This is a genomic window from Acinetobacter sp. UBA3461 (genome assembly GCF_002381195.1).
GTDB classification, from domain to species: Bacteria; Pseudomonadota; Gammaproteobacteria; order Pseudomonadales; family Moraxellaceae; genus Acinetobacter; species Acinetobacter schindleri.
Window position 1 is genome coordinate 146,740 of the sequence record NZ_DFRO01000042.1, and the last position, 18,064, is coordinate 164,803.

Sequence of the window (18,064 nt, forward strand, 5' to 3'; positions counted from 1 at the left end):
TCCGGACATTGAAAAAGAGGCGTAAAGCCTCTTTTTTATTTACTTGAAGAGAGTCTTTTATTATAAAAATTGTCGCTGCTTTCAAACAGTACCCAGGTGAGCAGGACCAAAGCCAGATGGATCTGGGTTTCATGTTGATCAAAGACAATTAAAGCAAATAATCCCAAAGTCAGTAAGCGAATCATGATACTGATATAATAATTTTTCTGCTTTTTGAAAACTAAGCCATAAAGATAAAGCAGGAACAGAACAACCATGAGTGCATAAAGAGCGTTAAATAGCATACTGACCTGACTCCCTATAAGCTGAGAAGGATTAAAATATTCTGGTTATTAGGCTTCTTTCATAAATCATTTTTTAATCATTAAAATGAAATTCTCCTCTTTGTAGGAGATGAGTAGCACTACTGCGCAAGGAAAAGGTTATATCTAAGAAATCTCCCTTCTCCTCTTGCGAAGTAATACTTCTCATTCTAGAGGGAGAAGGAACTTTCAATATCTATTTAAATATGAATATAACGATCATTTTTTGATTTTTGAAAAAGATCTATTGTGATGATTTTAATGGCGAATAGAATTTGATCGATTTTAAGCTTTTTATGGATGGTTAAAGAATAGTTTTTTGACTGATTTTGTGTCTGAATTTTAGTGGCAGTCAACCGGCTGCGAATTTGCTAAAATGCCCCCGATGTTTTTCTTGCTATTGATGACCTATGACTGATCTGCTTCAAGATGATGAATATGACCGCCGCTTTGCCGGTGTAGCCAAAATTTATGGCGATGACAGCTTTAATCATTATGAAAACAGTCATGTGATGGTGATTGGAATTGGCGGTGTCGGTTCATGGGCAGTCGAAGCACTGGCACGTACCGGAATCGGTGAACTGACTATTGTTGATATGGATGTAGTGGCGGCATCGAATATCAATCGCCAGTTACCCGCGATGACGACCACCTTAGGCCGTGAAAAGATTGAAATCATGGCTGAACGCTGCCGTGCGATTAACCCACGTATTAAAGTAAACTTGATTGATGACTATCTCACGCCTGAAAATGTCAAAGAAATCCTGGCAGGTAATCCTGACATCATTCTGGACTGTATTGATGATGTAAAAGCTAAATTTGCTTTGATGCTGCATTGTCGTTTCAATAAAATTCCTCTGATTGTCTCGGGTGGAGCAGGCGGTAAACTGGACCCATTAAAAATCCGGGTGGCTGATTTATCCAAAACTGAACAGGACCCGATGCTGGCAAAATTACGTACGCAATTACGTGCAAAAGGTATCTGTAAAAAACCGAAAGAAAAATTTGGCATTACCTGTGTTTATTCAATCGACAATCCCTTCTCCAGTGCCGATGTCTGTCCAAGCGCGGGCTTACGTTGCGGTGGCTATGGTTCAGCGGTAGTGGTGACTTCCAGTTTTGCCATGGTTGCAGTATCAGAAGTGTTGAAAAAGTTGGATATGAAGCGAGCAAAAGACTGATATACAAAATAAAAAAGCACAGTTACTGTGCTTTTTTTGTGCCTGCGTTTAGAATGAAGACTATATTCATATAACAAAAAACAATATCAGGGAGCAGCTATGTGGTTCTTACTGGTGCTGATTTTGGGAATCGTGGCGTTGGGGATCTGGATGTGGAAGCGTCCTGACCCGGTAACACGAGATCAAGCCAGGGCAGTGCAACATGACCTATGGATTGAACAGATTGAGGCCCAGCTCAAGCATGCTGCTCGTCTCAGTACTGAAGGGCAGCAGTCGAATTATGCGCGTGCCTATCAGATCTATCAGGATCTGGCTCAGCAGCAGGAAATCCCTCAGGCCTATGTTGGTATGGGGCTGATGCAACTCAAAGGTTTGGGGCGTCCGCTAAGTACCGAAAATGCGATTAATCTGTTTGAAAATGCATTCCGTCTTGGCAGTGATGAAGCTGCTTACCATCTGGGTCAGGTCTTTGAGGATGACCGCTATCAGCATCGAGATCGCGAAAAAGCACTGTATTGGTATCGTCATGCCGTGGCACGCGGTAATCTGGAAGCCCAGTATCGAATCACCGAATTGTCCGAACCCACTCAGGATGCAGCAGAACAGCATCGTCTACAACTGTTGATTCAAAATGCAGATCAGGGACACTCTGGTTCACAGTACCAGTTGGCACAACATTATTTGGCAGAGGGTACCACCCAAGATTTAAGCTTGGGAATCCATTATCTATTTCTGGCCGCGCAGCAAGATCATCTCGAAGCAACCCAACAGATTGCACAACTGTATGTACGCGGTGAGCTATTACCACAGGATCAGTCAAAAGCCTTACGCTTCATTAAACAAAGCGTTAATTTGGGTGATCAGAATGGTGCGTATGAATATTATGCTGGTGTATTACTAGGTACGATTGATGCTGATCAGCGACAGCGGATCTTGCAGCATTTGCAACAGCTGTCTTATGAGCATAAAGATGCTCAAGCCAAAACTTTACTTGGTTTAGCCTATTTTCATGGCTGGTTTGTCGATAAGAATGAAACCATGGCTTTTCGCTATTGGAGTGAGGCTGCGAATACTCAGTTTCCTCAAGCATTGTGCATGATTGCAGCGTTATATTATGAGTCTTATCTGGTCGCAAATGAGCCTGAAAAAGCGTTTAGCCTGTATCAGGCTGCTGCCAAGATTGATCCAGATTATTTCTATAGCCAGATGGGTCTCGCACTGTGCTATCTGCATGGTATTGGTACAGTTAAAGATACCGCTAAAGCCACGCAAATCATTCAGCAGATCGCGCAGCAACGCTGGAATATCAGTACACAATCTGAAGCTGATTTGATTTATATCGTTGGGCGTTTCTATAGCCTGCCCGAGTATCCATTGCCCAACCGTGATAAGGCCATTCAATATCTGAATCAGGCCGTAAGCAAAGGTTCGGCTGATGCCGCCTGGTATTTGTATCAGGCACTGTCAGGTCAATATCCGGTATTTATTATTGACGAAGATCAGGCTAAACGCTATTTGCATCAAGCGGCTCAGTTCGGTCATGCACATGCACAGGCACAGCTTGGGGTGATGTATCTTAAAGGTGAAGGCGTAGAGCAGGAGATTGCTTTAGGTCTGAATTATTTAAAGCAGGCTGCTGCCCAGCAAAATGCCATGGCCTTGAATGCGCTCGGGGAAGTGATGGAACACGGTATTGGTGTTGAAACTAATATGGATCAAGCAATCCAGTTCTATTATAAAGCTGCTGCACAGGTCAATGCTGACGCTTATGGTCATCTGGGACGTGTATACACCAAGGGTATTGGTGTAAATCGTGATGTAACGCTTGCCCGAGCATGGCTAGAGAAGGGAAGTTTGCTAGGACATGCAGCTTCACAGGAGCAGCTCAACAATTTAAATGCCTATCTGCAAATGAAAAATAGACTGGCATAAAAAAACCGCTGCCTCGGCAGCGGTTTTTTTATTTGAAGATATCATGGTAATTGCTTGATTGGACTACCACCCAGCGCCTGCAGCAAAGTGACATAAGCGTTGTATTGATTTTGACGCGTTTGTACCAGACTGAGGCGCGCATTACGTGTGGTTTCCTGCGCATCAAGTAAGTTCTTCAAGGCAACTGCACCATTACGATAACGCACTTCAGTCAAACGTTCTGTTTTCTCTGCCAGCTCGACATTACGACGCTGTAGCTCGACCTGTTTTGTCAGCTCAGTACGATTTGACAGGGCATTTTCTACATCGGCAAAAGCTTCATAAATGGTTTGGCGATATTGCAGAATTGCTTTTTCATATTCCAGTTCATTCACTTGTAGATCACGTTTCATGTCATTCCATTGCAGGAAGGGCAAGGTGAGACCTGCGCCCAATGTTGCAACCGGATTTTTTAGCGCATCTGACAAAGACGTGCTGGTACCAATACCCGTACTTAAGCTACCGGTCAGACTAATTGATGGATAATAGCTAGCCTTGTTAGCATCTTTATTGGCAAGCGCTTTACGTAAACGCAATTCAGCAGCATTTAAGTCTGGACGACGTGACAGCAGACTTGCAGGCAAACCCGCTTCAATCGCAGGCAAGGCAATATTCGGCAGACGTTGTGGTTCCTGAATAGAAAGCTGCTGCACCGGCATATTCATAAGGACTGCAAATGCGGTACGTGTTTCAACGCGTTGTTGCTCGATCTGACTTAAAGTAGCTTGCTGGCTCTGGATTGCCTGTTCAGCCTGGGTCAGATCTAGTCCGGAAACTGCACCAGCACGATACTGTACCCGTACCAGGTCATAAGTCTTCTGTGCCGTTGCCAGGTTCTGCTGTACGACACTATAGCGCTCATTTAAATAAGCCAATTGCCAGTAAAGCTGTGCAGTCGTTCCAATCAGGCTTTGCGCCGTTGCCTGCAAGTCTTGTTCAGTAGCACGAGCTTCCCAACGGGCTGCTTCAGTCTGATTGGCAAGCTTGCCAAATAGATCCAGCTCATAACTAAGACCAGGATAACCTAGTGAAATTCCAGTAGAACGGTCACCGTCGCCATCCAGACTAAACTGACGACCAGTTGAAACACGTGCATCACCAATGCGTATACCTTGCTGGCTTTGTGTTTGTCTGGTCTGAATACGTGCCTGTTGCAGATTAATCCCGGCTACTGCAAGGTTGCTATTGCGTGATAATACATCCTCGACAAGCGTATTTAGCTGTGGGTCTCTAAATAAGGTCCACCACTGGTCAGCCAGGACATCATCATAAATCTGCTTACTTAGCGCAGTATTATTCTGAAAACTGCCAGGCACAGCTATGCTTGGCTGTTCATAGGGTGTTTTTACCACAGCTGCACACCCCACCAGTGAACTCCCGAGAAGCAGGGCACTGGCAAGTTTGGTTAAATTCATTTGCATATCAGATTCCTTATTCTCGAGAGAGAGCATCGACAGGATTTAGTCGTGCTGCATTACGCGCCGGGATAAAGCCGAACACAATACCGATCAGGCTAGAGCAGACAAAGGCTGCCACAATGGAAGTGGTCGAATATGCCATCTGGAAAGTACCTCCAGCAAAATGGGTAATGAGTTGACCAATCCCGAGGGATAGCAGCACACCCAAAATGCCGCCCAGAATACACACCAGTACTGCTTCAATCAGGAACTGCTGCAGAATATCACTTTGACGGGCACCGACCGCCATACGTACCCCAATTTCCTGGGTACGTTCTGTTACCGACACCAGCATGATGTTCATCACACCAATACCGCCGACGACCAGAGAAATGACTGCAATCGCAGAAATCAGCAAGGTCATGGTCTGGGTCGTCTGCTGAATGGTTTCACGAATACTGTCCGCATTCTGAGTGAATACATCCTGCGCACCGTGGCGCTGTACCAGTAAGTTCAGGATCGCATTTTCAGCCGCGGCACTTGGGTACTCATCTTTAATACGTACAATGATCTGACGCACATTTGACTGTCCCAGCATACGGCTCATGACAGTTGAATAAGGCAGGTATACATTCAGCGTATCATTGTTGCCCATCATGCCTTTTTGCGCATCAATGACTCCAATCACTCGGGTTGGTACACTACCCAGCAAAATCACCTGTCCAACCGGATTGGTACCATCTTTGAAGAAAGTGTTTTGGGTATTGGTATCAATGACCACATCTTGAGCCTGTTCAGTCACACTTTCCTTATCAAAAGGCTGACCGGACTTAAAAGTCATGCCTCTGACATAGAAGAAGTCTTCACTGACGCCGTTGACGGTGGTTGAAGCTTCAATCTCTTTATACCGTCCAGTGACACTGCTGTTGACCGATGGACTGACACCATCAACATACGGCTGTTCTGCCAGAGCATCCGCATCGGCAGGAATCAGGGTTTTGGCTTGCGAGGACCGTGAATTATCCCCGAAGCCGCGGCCCTGGAATACAGTAATGGTATTGGTCCCGAGACTGCTAATATTTTCCAGAATCTGTTTTTGCGAGCCGTTACCCAGCGCAACCACGGAAACCACGGAGGCAATCCCGATAATAATCCCAAGCATGGTCAGAAAGGTTCGCATGCGGTGGGCATTCATGGCCAGTAGCGCCATACGGAATGCTTCACCAAGACGATCTACTGCTGAACGCCAGCTGGAGATTTTCTTCTGTTCACTGCGTTCTAGTGTTTGCTTTGTAAAACCATCATCGACTTCAGGTACATTCTGCTGGTCAGAAATAATATTACCGTCTGAAATCTCAATAATACGGGTCGCATTCTTGGCCACATTATGATCATGTGTGACCAGAATAATGGTATGACCTTTGGCATTCAGCTCGCGCAGAATGCGCATTACTTCAATACCGCTATTCTTGTCCAATGCCCCTGTTGGTTCATCGGCAAGAATAACGTCACCACCATTCATTAAGGCCCGAGCAATTGAAACACGCTGCTGCTGACCACCAGATAACTGACTTGGACGGTTTTCGGTTTTTTCACCTAGCCCCAAATCTGTCAGCAATTTGACAGCGCGTTCATGACGTTCAGTTGAGTCTGCACCCGCGTAAATGGCAGGCACTTCAACGTTGCCTGCAGCATTCAAGTCACCAAGAAGATGATAACGCTGGAAAATAAAGCCGAAGTATTCACGGCGTAGCTGGGCCAGTTCATCCGCTTCCAGTTCGCGGGTTTCACGCCCTTTGACTTTATAGCTACCAGCAGTGGGTTTATCCAGACAGCCCAGAATATTCATCAAGGTGGATTTACCTGAACCGGACTGACCAACAATGGCAACCAGCTCGCCGGGATAGATTTCGAGGTTAACACCCTTGAGAATCTGAACCGTACTTTCACCCGCTGGGAATTCACGAATCAGATTCTTGACCTCTAACAGAGGCTGTTGTTGTTGATTCATGCTTACATTCTCATTGGGCCGGCGCCACTACGACCACCACCGCTTCGTTTAGCACCGTCATTTGAAGTGTCTGAACCATCGGCAATGATCACCTGATCACCACGTTTCAGACCTTTAATTACTTGCGCTGTCACACGGTTATTCAAGCCGATCAGCACTGGTGTTGGTTTTGCAGTACCGTCTGCTTGTAATACGCGAACCATGGCACGTTGAGCTTTGCCTTGTTCAACCAGAGCACGTTCTACATCAGAAAGTTCCAGACGGGCAGGGCGCTCACCTTTTGCATTGTCAGCACGGCTTTCATCACGAGCAGCAGACTCTTCGCTGCGTGGACGACCCTCGCCACGTGTTTCTTGAGTGCCTTCACCACGATTTGGACGTTGTGGACGGTTAGAGGTTTGAATCGCAGCGGCTGGAATGGTCAATACATTTCGTGCTTCATCCAGCACAATATAGACTTGCGCCGTCATATCAATACGCAGTTTGCCATCTTCATTCGGTACATCGAACAAGGCGTTGTAATACACTGCAGAACTAGAAGATGAACTTGAAGTATTGGTATCGGTATTAATTGAATTTGGTGCTGGTTCTACCTGACGTAGTTTCGCGTAGATTTTCTTTTCACTGTTGCCTAGGGTGGTGAAATAAACCGTTTGACCTTCTTCAACTTTCATGACATCTGCTTCAGAAATCTCGGCTTTGATGGTCATGGTGTCGAGTTTTGCCAGCTTCACAATGGTCGGTGCACTCTGGTTTGCGTTTACGGTCTGGCCTTCTTCAGTCACAATCGCCACAATGGTGCCATCCATCGGTGCCACGATTTGGGTATAGCCCAGATCTTCTTTTGCAGTGGCCAAAGTTAAACGTGACTGTTCAATCTGAGCATTAATTGCAGTAATCTCCGCTTGTGCTGTCTTATAACTTGCCAAGGCTGATTCCAGCTCTGAACGGGAAGTCGCATCCTGTGCATACATGGCTTTCTGACGGTTATATTCTGCTTCAACTTTGGCCTGATTTGCTTGTCGCACAGCAAGTTGTGCCATCTGGTTTTTAATACTGGCTTCAGCAGTTTTTAAATCATTTTCCTGACGTACAGAATCAATTTGAGCAATCAACTGACCCTGTTTAACCTGATCGCCCAGTTGCACATACATTCTTTTCACCTGACCAGAAACCTGCGCACCGACGCTGACCATTTTGGTGGCTTCCAGTACACCTGTTGCCAGTACCGAGTTTTCAATATCTCCCTGAGTCACCTCAGCAGTAATGTATTGTGTTGGCTGTTCTTCAGGTTTGAGGAAATACCACCCGGTGGCTATAAGTGCAATGGCAATGACTACTGCCATGATCAGTTTGGACGGTTTTATTTTTGGCATAGTGAACAGATTTAAGTCAGAGATATGTGAGTGATTATAAAAGCGAATTAAGGATAAATCGTGAATTTTTTTAACAAATAAGAATGATTATTATTTTATTTATCTGATGATTAAGCTATTAATGAAATAAAGTTTTGCCACACATGCTGGCAATGGCTTGCTGCACCAAATGTTCAGGGTTTTCATGCCCCAACCCTTTGATAGAAGCATCAATTCTTAATAACAGGGCCGGCCAAGCTAAAAAGGTTTGTGGGCTAAGTCGACGTAAAGCCTGTTGATATAGGCTAACTTTGGTTTTCCAGATACCGATCTGTAGCGCATTTTGTGGCTGTTCAAACAGCTGCATTAACAAACGCATTTCCTTGCTGATACTCCAAAGAATTAAGCTCAATGGCTCACCAGAAGCAATCAAATACTGAAAAATTTTAATCGATTGTGCCAGATTACCATTTAGCAGGGCATCACTCAGGTCATAGGTACTATAACGCGACTGATCTTGCAGGCAGGCATACAGATGATCCACTTGGATTACATCGATCTCAGCAAAGGTATCACTGACACGCATCAGACTATTTTTGGCTGCCAGCAGGTTATGCTCATGGTGTTGTTCCAGCCAAGCCCAGGCATCATTGGCAAGCTTAATGCCGAGCTTTTCTGCCTCAACTGACAAAATTTGCTGACGGTCGCGCGGATAATTGGCTGTAAGAGAGACATTGACGCCATTGGCATCCATGACCTGGAAAAAGCTGGATTTCAGGCTGCTACTATCCTGTTTAGGCATGATGATCAGCAATAAATTGTCACTGTCCTGCTGCAAATAGCTTTTTAATAGCTTGATGCCACTAGCGTCCGGCTTGATGTTGCCATGTACTTCAACCGCTAATTGAGTCGAAAACAGAGACAAACTATTTAATGCATTAAAGACATTTTTCCAGTCACTGACCGAACTGACATCATAGCGCTGACGTTCAACTTCCCGCTGTTGCCAGCTAGCACGAAAAGCATCCATCAGGTTCTGCTCAAGCAGAGGTTCCTGACCATGTAACACCCAGGCACCGCGAGCATCGGAGACACGTTTTAATGCCTGAAGGTAATCAAGTTTCATGGTTCAGTCTTATTGTGTCGGTTGAGTAGTAGTTTCAGGTTTTGCCAATGGTAGGCGATTTGATGATATCTGACGCGCAATCTGTTGTGCTACATCATCAATGAGAACCTGTTTCAGGAAAACCTGTTCCTGGTCATCAGTATTTACTGTCTCGATATCATATTGATAGGTGCGGGTCGCGACGATTGTACGCGGTTCAGTCACAGGATTACCTTGTGCATCTTCAATACGGAAGGTCACATTGAGACGTAATAATGTTTCTACCAGTTTACCGTTTAATTCCAAACGACGCGGAGTATAATCCAGTACACGCAATACATAGGCATTTGGTGAATTTGACAATTGTACGCCGGCCGCACCCAGATAAATTGCTAGTTTTTCCTGAAGTTCCTCGGTATTGGCAGGTAAAGCCAGACTCATTACTGAATAAGCCACAGGTACTGAGCTTGGATTATTACCTTTAAGATGGAAGCCACAGCCGACTAGGCCTGCACTCAGGCCACAAGTTAAAACAATTACTGCTAAACGTTTGCCCAAATGCATGCGCTGTCCTCTGTTTTTCCAAAATGGGAAAATATTGAAATTCTGTAGGGGATTGTAAAGTCAAAGCCCGTTGACTGGCAACGGGCTTTGTTTGGGAATTGTTTTTTAATCTCTACCTTTTATGTGAGGAGGGATTATTCCTTAAAGTCCCTTCTCCCTCTGGGAGAAGGTTAGGATGAGGAGCTTTTTAAACTTTCTTTTTCGGGATGAGGAATATACTCCGCAAGAGGATGAGGTTAATAGATTTAATTGCCCACATCCCCCCTTGCGGAATTGTTTAAAGCAGTGCTTAAACAATTCCTCAGGATTTAAACCACCAAATTCACTAACTTATTCGGCACCAAAATTTCTTTCTTGGTTGGACCCGTCAAGAATTGTTGAACTTCTGGCAATGCTTTCGCTTGCGCCAAGATGTCATCTTTAGACGCATCGACAGATACTTCTAATTTGCCACGAAGTTTACCGTTCACTTGAACCACGATGGTTTGGGTATTACGGGTTAATGCAGACTCATCAACGCTTGGGAACTGAGCAGAAGTTAACTCAATACCAAACTGCGCCAATAGAGTCTGGCTTAAGTGTGGTGCAAATGGTGCAAGCAACGTTAAAAGCGTAATGATCGATTCACGTGCAACCGCCACGTCATTGTCATCTTTCGCTTCAAACTTGTTGTTTGCGTTCAGAAGTTCCATCATTGCTGCAATCGCAGTGTTAAATGCATGACGACGTTCGATGTCATCACCCACTTTTTGGATGGTTTCATGCGTTTTACGGCGTAAGTCTTGCGCAGCAGTTGAAAGCGATGCTTTGTCGATAGTTGCAGCAGCATTACCTTGTTCAAGGAAGCCGGTTGCCAGACGCCATACACGTTTCAAGAAGCGGTTTGCACCTTCAACACCTGCATCAGACCATTCTAACGATTGGTCAGGTGGTGCAGCGAACATCATGAATACACGTGCAGTGTCTGCGCCGTATTGGTCAATAATCGCTTGCGGGTCGATCCCGTTGTTTTTCGATTTCGACATCTTCTCTTGACCGCCAACGACAACGTCTTGACCATCTTCTTTGTATTTCGCAGAAGTGATACGACCTTTTTCGTCTTTTTCAAGCTCGATGTCCGCAGGGTTGAACCATGTTTTCTTACCTGATTCCGCTTCGCGGTAATACGTATCAGCAAGCACCATACCTTGGGTTAACAAGTTAGTGAACGGTTCGTTACCTTGTACCACACCTTCATCACGCATCAATTTGTGGAAGAAACGTGCATAAAGCAAATGTAGAATCGCGTGTTCAACACCACCGATGTATTGATTGACAGGAAGCCAGGTTTGACCCGCGTCAGGTTTCACCATGCCATCGGTAAAGTCTGGAGATGCATAACGTGCATAGTACCAAGATGATTCTACGAAAGTATCCAAGGTATCTGTTTCACGACGCGCGTCGCCACCACAGCAAGGACATTTGGTTTCGTAGAACTCAGGCATTTTGTTCAATGGGTTGCCTGAACCGTCTGGCACCACATCAGTTGGAAGTACAACAGGAAGTTGATCTTCTGGCACTGGCACTTGACCACAAGTGTCACAGTTAATCATTGGAATTGGACAACCCCAATAACGCTGACGAGAAACACCCCAGTCACGTAAACGGAATTGAACTTTAACGTTTGCAAGGCCTTGTGGCTCAAGTTTCGCTAAGAATGCATCAAATGCGCCTTGGAAGTCTAAACCGTCAAATTCACCTGAATTGACCAGTTTACCTTCTTTCGAACCGTACCATTCTTGCCATTGAGTCGCATCAAAGTCTGCATCATCTGCGCCTTTTGCATCAATCACTTGCTTGATGGTCAAGCCATATTTATTGGCAAATTCGAAGTCACGTTCATCGTGTGAAGGCACCGCCATCACCGCACCTGAACCGTAAGACATAAGAACGTAGTTGGCGATCCAAACTGGAACTTCTTCACCAGTTACAGGGTGCTTAACTGACAAACCTGTTGCCATGCCTTTCTTCTCGGCAGTCGCTAGATCCGCTTCTGCCACAGAACCCATACGGCATTTTTCAATGAATGCTTGAAGCTCAGGATTGTTTTCAGCTGCTTTTAACGCCATTGGGTGTTCTGCTGCAACTGCAACATAAGTCACACCCATTAAAGTGTCGGCACGTGTGGTGAATACGGTTAAACCATCTGCATACACGTTAGGATTTGCTGAAGGGAAGGTGATTTCCATACCTTGTGAGCGACCAATCCAGTTACGTTGCATGGTCAACACTTGTTGTGGCCAACCGTCTTTGAGTGTGTCTAAATCGTCTAATAATTCTTGCGCATAGTCAGTAATGCGGAAGTAGTACATTGGAATATCACGTTTTTCTACCAATGCACCTGAACGCCAGCCACGACCATTTTCAACCTGTTCGTTTGCAAGAACCGTTTGATCCACTGGATCCCAGTTCACGGTTGAAAGCTTACGGTAGATCAGACCTTTTTTATAAAGCTGAACGAATAACCATTGTTCCCAGCGGTAGTATTCAGGTGTGCAGGTTGCGAATTCGCGATCCCAGTCCACTGCAAGACCTAACTTTTTCAACTGATTACGCATGTAATCAATGTTTTCAAAGGTCCATTTTGCAGGTGCAACCTGATGCGCAATTGCTGCGTTTTCAGCAGGTAGGCCAAAAGCGTCCCACCCCATTGGTTGAAGCACAGTTTCACCTTTTAAACGGTGGAAACGGCTGATCACGTCACCAATCGTATAGTTACGCACATGACCCATATGCAGTTTGCCACTTGGGTAAGGGAACATCGAGAGGATATAACGACGTGGACCTTCTACAGTGTCGGCAACTTTAAAGGCTTTCTGCGATTCCCAGTCCTGTTGGACTTGAGGCTCAATCGCACTGGCTTGGTATTCTGAGTCAATGTGAGTAGTCATATACGTAATACAAGAGAACGGTTAAAAAATTATGAGGCACAGCATAGCGCAAAATGCACTTATAGTGAATTTTGCACTCACATTTCCCGAAGAAAAAACGACTGTCCTATTAGAGGGATGCCTTATAAAGCGACTGCACGCTTTTTAGATTGTTGCAAGGCTTCGTTCGCTTCGCGTTGCTGCTGGTCTTGATTCGCTGGAGCTTGAGGCGATTGTTGCAGCTGTTCTTGAGATGCGTGCTCAGTTTGTTCAGCAGGTTCAGTATTTCTAGGAGGGGTTGGGGCTGAATTTTTCCAGCCATAAGTTTCTACTTTACCTGCTTTTTTTGCATTTTTTGGCGGTGGTGTTTTGGTGTAATGCGTTACTCCCTTGGCATCGACCCATTTATAGTATTGATTTGCCATGGTATTTCCACTCATAAAACAGAGTAGAAGGGTGTTTGTTAACATGGCAAACAGTGAACGTCTCATGGTCATCAATCCTTTGCAGTTTCAGCATTCAGGTTGTGCATATTGTAGTCAGTTTAAATAATTAAAGGAGTATTTTTATCGACTTTTCGTAATAAATGCAGAGAAAGCTAATTGAAGAAAATATAAACAGACCAATAAGTAAATTTATTTATAAACATTAAAGTCAAAAAATAGAAAAATTCATTCATTTTTTTTATATAAGGCATACTAAAATTTTATAGAAATAAATATTTATCATAATGATTTTATTAAATATTTTTGTTGAATAAAGAAGGTGTGTAAAGCTATATCTTTAATAAAAGTTTAGAAAAACAGCAAAAAACCTATAAGCTAGATGAAACAGAGTGTTTTTTGAACTTGACTTTACAGACTGAAAACACAAGAATGCTGCAATAGTTTTATATGCCTTAGATCGATCACCCTTCGAATAAGTGTCATTTCATGCAGTGGGCGATTTCTCTAGCCGAGAAATTGAACAAAGCTAAGCAAAATATGTTTATCCCAACATGTTTTAGGTCTTGTATTGCTCGAACAGTAAAGAGACCAGATTTTTTTCCTATTGCTATGAAAACTATGAAATTTATGTGCTATAACAGTGCAGACAGTTAATGAATGAACACTGCAAATGCCTCCCATTTGTGCAGTGAATAATATTAGGGTGAATCACGTTGGAACTTTTATCTGGTGGTGAAATGCTCGTTCGCGCATTAGCGGATGAAGGCGTTGAACATGTTTTTGGATATCCAGGCGGCGCAGTTCTACATATCTACGACGCGCTATTTCAACAAGACAAAATTAATCATTACCTCGTACGTCACGAACAAGCTGCCGGCCATATGGCAGATGCATACTCGCGCGTAACAGGTAAAACTGGTGTCGTGCTTGTGACATCAGGTCCGGGCGCAACCAATACTGTAACCCCAATAGCAACAGCTTATATGGATTCCATTCCAATGGTGATCCTGTCTGGTCAGGTTGCAAGTCACTTAATTGGTGAGGATGCGTTCCAGGAAACGGACATGGTCGGTATTTCCCGTCCGATTGTGAAGCACAGCTTCCAGGTTCGTCATGCCAGTGAAATTCCGGCAATTATCAAAAAAGCATTCTATATCGCTGCTTCTGGTCGTCCAGGTCCAGTCGTTGTTGATATTCCGAAAGATGCGACCAATCCAGCAGAGAAATTTGCTTACGAATATCCTGAAAAAGTGAAAATGCGTTCGTATCAGCCACCATACCGTGGTCATTCAGGTCAAATCCGTAAAGCGATTGACGAACTGATTCATGCTAAACGCCCGGTGATTTATTCTGGCGGTGGTGTGGTTCAAGGCAATGCTTCAGCACAATTGACTGAACTTGCACATCTGTTGGGCTTCCCAGTAACCAATACCTTGATGGGTCTTGGTGCATTCCCGGGCGATGATCCACAGTTCCTGGGCATGCTCGGTATGCACGGTACTTATGAAGCCAACATGAGCATGCACAATGCAGACGTGATTCTGTGTATCGGTGCGCGTTTCGATGACCGTGTAACCAATAATCCTGCGAAATTCTGTCCAAATGCCAAAGTCATTCACATTGATATTGACCCAGCGACAATTTCTAAAACCATCATGGCGCACATTCCAATCGTGGGTGCAGTAGAACCTGTATTAAACGAAATGCTGAACCAGCTGAAACAGATGAATGTGTCCAAGCCAAATCCTGAAGCGATCGCGGCATGGTGGAAGCAAATTGATGAATGGCGTCAAGTGAACTGCTTGAAGTTTGATCTACCGACTGATGGTTCGATGAAGCCTCAACAAGTAGTTCGTGCGCTCGACAAAGTGACCAATGGCGAAGCGATCATCACCTCTGACGTGGGTCAGCACCAGATGTTCGGTGCATTGCACTACCGCTACAAGCGTCCACGTCAATGGATCAATTCAGGTGGTTTAGGGACGATGGGTGTAGGTCTGCCATATGCAATGGCGGCTAAGCTTGCATTCCCGGATCAGCAAGTGGTGTGTATCACTGGTGAAGCATCGATCCAGATGTGTATCCAGGAGCTTTCAACCTGTAAGCAATACGGCTTGAATGTGAAAATTCTGTGCCTGAACAACCGTGCATTGGGTATGGTAAAACAGTGGCAGGATATGAACTATGAAGGTCGTCACTCTAGCTCTTATGTAGAGTCATTGCCAGACTTTGCAAAATTGATGGAAGCGTATGGTCATGTTGGTATTCAGATTGATCATGCAGATGAGCTTGAGTCTAAGCTTGAAGAGGCGATGGCCATCAATGATAAGTGCGTATTTATTAACGTAATGGTTGATCGCTCTGAGCACGTTTATCCGATGCTTATTGCAGGTCAGTCAATGCAGGATATGTGGTTGGCAAAAGGGGAGCGCACAGCATGAGACATATCATCTCTGTACTTGTTGAAAACGAAGCAGGCGCGCTTTCCCGTTTAGTGGGTTTATTCTCACAACGTGGCTACAATATCGAAACATTGAACGTTGCGCCAACTGAAGATCCAACACTTTCTCGTTTGACATTGACCACTTATGGCGATGATCACAAGATCGAACAAATTACTAAACAGCTGAATAAATTAGTTGAAGTGGTAAAAGTAGTGGATCTGTCAGAAGGTGCGCATATTGAACGTGAACTGATGCTCATTAAAGTCAAAGCACTCGGTTCATCGCGTGATGAAATCAAACGTACTGCCGATATTTTCCGTGGTCAGATTGTTGATGTAACACCAACGACTTATACCATTCAAATTGCAGGTACAACTGAAAAGGTGGATGCGTTTATTGATGCACTTGCAGAACATACCATTTTAGAAGTGGTTCGTTCAGGTGTTTCGGGTATCGCACGCGGCGAAAAAGTACTGACAATCTAATTTTAAAGTATTTCCTCATCCTAAAAAGAAGGGGGTATCAGGCAGTGTAAATACAAGATTCACTGCCTGGTTAAACAGACAAACAAGCATTAAGCGGAGACAGCAATGCAAATTTTTTACGATAAAGACTGCGACTTATCTATCATCCAATCTAAGAAAGTAGCGATCATTGGTTATGGTTCACAAGGTCACGCGCACGCGCTTAACCTTAAAGATTCTGGTGTAGACGTAACTGTAGGTCTTCGCGCTGGTTCTACTTCTTGGAAAAAAGCTGAAAACGCTGGTCTTAAAGTTGCTGAAGTTCCTGCTGCTGTTGCTCAAGCTGACGTAGTGATGATCTTGACTCCAGACGAGTTCCAAGCACAACTTTATCGTGACGTAATCGAGCCAAACATCAAAGAAGGCGCGACTCTTGCATTTGCTCACGGTTTCTCTGTTCTTTACAACCAGGTTGTTCCACGTGCTGATCTTGACGTAATCATGGTTGCGCCTAAAGCGCCTGGTCACACTGTGCGTTCTGAATATCAACGTGGTTCAGGTGTTCCTGACCTAATCGCTATTCATCAAGATGCTTCTGGTAACGCTCGTAACGTTGCGCTTTCTTATGCATCAGGTGTTGGTGGCGGCCGTACAGGTATCATCGAAACTTCTTTCCGTGAAGAAACTGAAACTGACTTATTTGGTGAGCAAGCAGTTCTTTGTGGTGGTGCTGTTGAATTGGTTAAAATGGGCTTCGAAACTTTGGTTGAAGCTGGTTATGCGCCTGAAATGGCATACTTCGAATGTCTACACGAACTTAAATTGATCGTTGACTTAATGTTCGAAGGCGGTATCGCAGACATGAACTACTCAGTATCTAACAACGCTGAATACGGCGAATATGTAACTGGTACTGAAGTTATTAACGAACAGTCTCGTGAAGCAATGCGCAATGCGCTTAAACGTATTCAATCAGGCGAATACGCGAAGATGTTCATCCAAGAAGGCGCGTTGAACTACCCATCTATGACTGCACGTCGTCGTCAAAATGCTGCTCACGGTATCGAAGTAACGGGTAACAAACTTCGTGCGATGATGCCTTGGATTCAAGCAAACAAAATCGTAGACAAAGAAAAGAACTAAGTTCTAATTTCTAAGTCGAAAAGCCCTTGTTTTTAACAGGGGCTTTTTTGATGTCTTGTAAAAAACAAAACTGATTTATTTGAGTTGAACTTCATGCCTCAAATAGATGAAAACAGTGTGCTTTCACTTCTTATACTTCATTCAAAGCAGTACTTTGTCTCCTTACACTTCGTACAAAACAGTATTTTGTACTCTTTCATACCTTGGACTCAAGCAAACAAGATCATTATAAAGCGTAAAACTAATTTCTCAGATTATTTGATTTGAAGGAAAAAATCCCTCAAATTGAATGGTGTTTTCATATTTTTATTTTTAGAAATGTAAATTATTGGGTTTAAAAATAATTAATTATTTATTGATTATTAATTTTCTTTGATAAGTTGGAAATGTGGATAATTAGATCTAAGGGTGGATTATACTAAGTTAATAAATAAAATTAAGATAAAATAAGTTATAGAAAGATAATGGTTTATATGATTAATTGAAAATTATTCTTAAGTATTAACAGGTCTTAAAAAATCAGGAGCAATTAAATTTTTTATATTTAAAATGAAAAATAATTTAATTATTTTAATATAAAGTTAATTGAATTATTATTTGAAATGAATTTATATCCAGTAAAATTATCGTAAAATTTAAGGTTGAATAAATTTGTATAGAAAAAGAAATAAAAGTCATTAATTATGATACAAGTATTAAAATAGTGAAAAATAATTTATTAAGTTATTGATTGTAAAAATTTAATTATTTATATTGAATGGTTTTTTGATGA

Annotated in this window: 13 protein-coding genes; 5 read left to right on the forward strand and 8 right to left on the reverse strand. The window is 43.6% G+C overall.

Going from position 1 to position 18,064, the window contains the following annotated elements; translation table 11 throughout:
* Positions 1-35 precede the first annotated feature (35 nt).
* A complete protein-coding gene (locus B3D47_RS12225) occupies positions 36-284 on the reverse strand; it encodes a hypothetical protein (protein WP_004813139.1) in 249 nt (82 codons plus the stop codon).
* 428 nt (positions 285-712) lie between these two features.
* Here B3D47_RS12225 and B3D47_RS12230 point away from each other — a divergent pair, with 428 nt between their 5' ends.
* Both B3D47_RS12230 and B3D47_RS12235 read left to right on the forward strand, forming a co-directional pair.
* Complete coding sequence (locus tag B3D47_RS12230) at positions 713-1,483, forward strand: tRNA threonylcarbamoyladenosine dehydratase (protein WP_286862238.1); 771 nt, start codon at positions 713-715, stop codon at positions 1,481-1,483.
* A gap of 99 nt (positions 1,484-1,582) precedes the next feature.
* Positions 1,583-3,415 (forward strand): tetratricopeptide repeat protein, encoded by a 1,833-nt coding sequence (locus B3D47_RS12235; RefSeq protein ID WP_286862240.1) that lies wholly within the window; start codon positions 1,583-1,585, stop codon positions 3,413-3,415.
* A 41-nt stretch (positions 3,416-3,456) separates the two neighbouring features.
* On the opposite strand, the gene B3D47_RS12240 is transcribed toward B3D47_RS12235, so the two are convergent.
* The 7 genes from B3D47_RS12240 to B3D47_RS12270 form a co-directional block, all read right to left on the reverse strand.
* On the reverse strand, positions 3,457-4,875 hold the full coding sequence (locus B3D47_RS12240) for an efflux transporter outer membrane subunit (protein WP_286862241.1): 1,419 nt from the start codon (positions 4,873-4,875) through the stop codon (positions 3,457-3,459).
* A gap of 10 nt (positions 4,876-4,885) precedes the next feature.
* Positions 4,886-6,862, reverse strand: coding sequence for a MacB family efflux pump subunit (locus tag B3D47_RS12245; RefSeq protein ID WP_004813135.1), 1,977 nt, complete (start codon positions 6,860-6,862; stop codon positions 4,886-4,888).
* A 2-nt stretch (positions 6,863-6,864) separates the two neighbouring features.
* Positions 6,865-8,238, reverse strand: a complete 1,374-nt coding sequence (locus tag B3D47_RS12250; RefSeq protein WP_286862244.1) for an efflux RND transporter periplasmic adaptor subunit — start codon at positions 8,236-8,238, stop codon at positions 6,865-6,867.
* Between the two features lie 118 nt (positions 8,239-8,356).
* Positions 8,357-9,343 (reverse strand): DNA polymerase III subunit delta, encoded by a 987-nt coding sequence (holA, locus tag B3D47_RS12255; RefSeq protein ID WP_004813133.1) that lies wholly within the window; start codon positions 9,341-9,343, stop codon positions 8,357-8,359.
* A 9-nt stretch (positions 9,344-9,352) separates the two neighbouring features.
* A complete protein-coding gene (locus B3D47_RS12260) occupies positions 9,353-9,886 on the reverse strand; it encodes a hypothetical protein (protein ID WP_286862246.1) in 534 nt (177 codons plus the stop codon).
* Between the two features lie 308 nt (positions 9,887-10,194).
* Positions 10,195-12,816, reverse strand: coding sequence for a leucine--tRNA ligase (gene leuS, locus B3D47_RS12265; protein ID WP_286862248.1), 2,622 nt, complete (start codon positions 12,814-12,816; stop codon positions 10,195-10,197).
* A 122-nt stretch (positions 12,817-12,938) separates the two neighbouring features.
* Positions 12,939-13,265, reverse strand: a complete 327-nt coding sequence (locus B3D47_RS12270; RefSeq protein ID WP_227591025.1) for a DUF4124 domain-containing protein — start codon at positions 13,263-13,265, stop codon at positions 12,939-12,941.
* Positions 13,266-13,954: 689 nt separating this feature from the next.
* On the opposite strand from B3D47_RS12270, the gene B3D47_RS12275 reads away from it, so the two are divergent.
* From B3D47_RS12275 to ilvC, 3 genes are all read left to right on the forward strand, one after another.
* Complete coding sequence (locus B3D47_RS12275; protein ID WP_004813127.1) at positions 13,955-15,682, forward strand: acetolactate synthase 3 large subunit; 1,728 nt, start codon at positions 13,955-13,957, stop codon at positions 15,680-15,682.
* A complete protein-coding gene (ilvN, locus tag B3D47_RS12280) occupies positions 15,679-16,170 on the forward strand; it encodes an acetolactate synthase small subunit (RefSeq protein ID WP_004813125.1) in 492 nt (163 codons plus the stop codon). Before B3D47_RS12275 ends, ilvN begins: the two co-directional genes overlap by 4 nt.
* 105 nt (positions 16,171-16,275) lie before the next feature.
* Entirely contained in the window at positions 16,276-17,292 is a 1,017-nt protein-coding gene (gene ilvC / locus B3D47_RS12285) for a ketol-acid reductoisomerase (protein WP_004813124.1), read from the forward strand.
* Positions 17,293-18,064 lie beyond the last annotated feature (772 nt).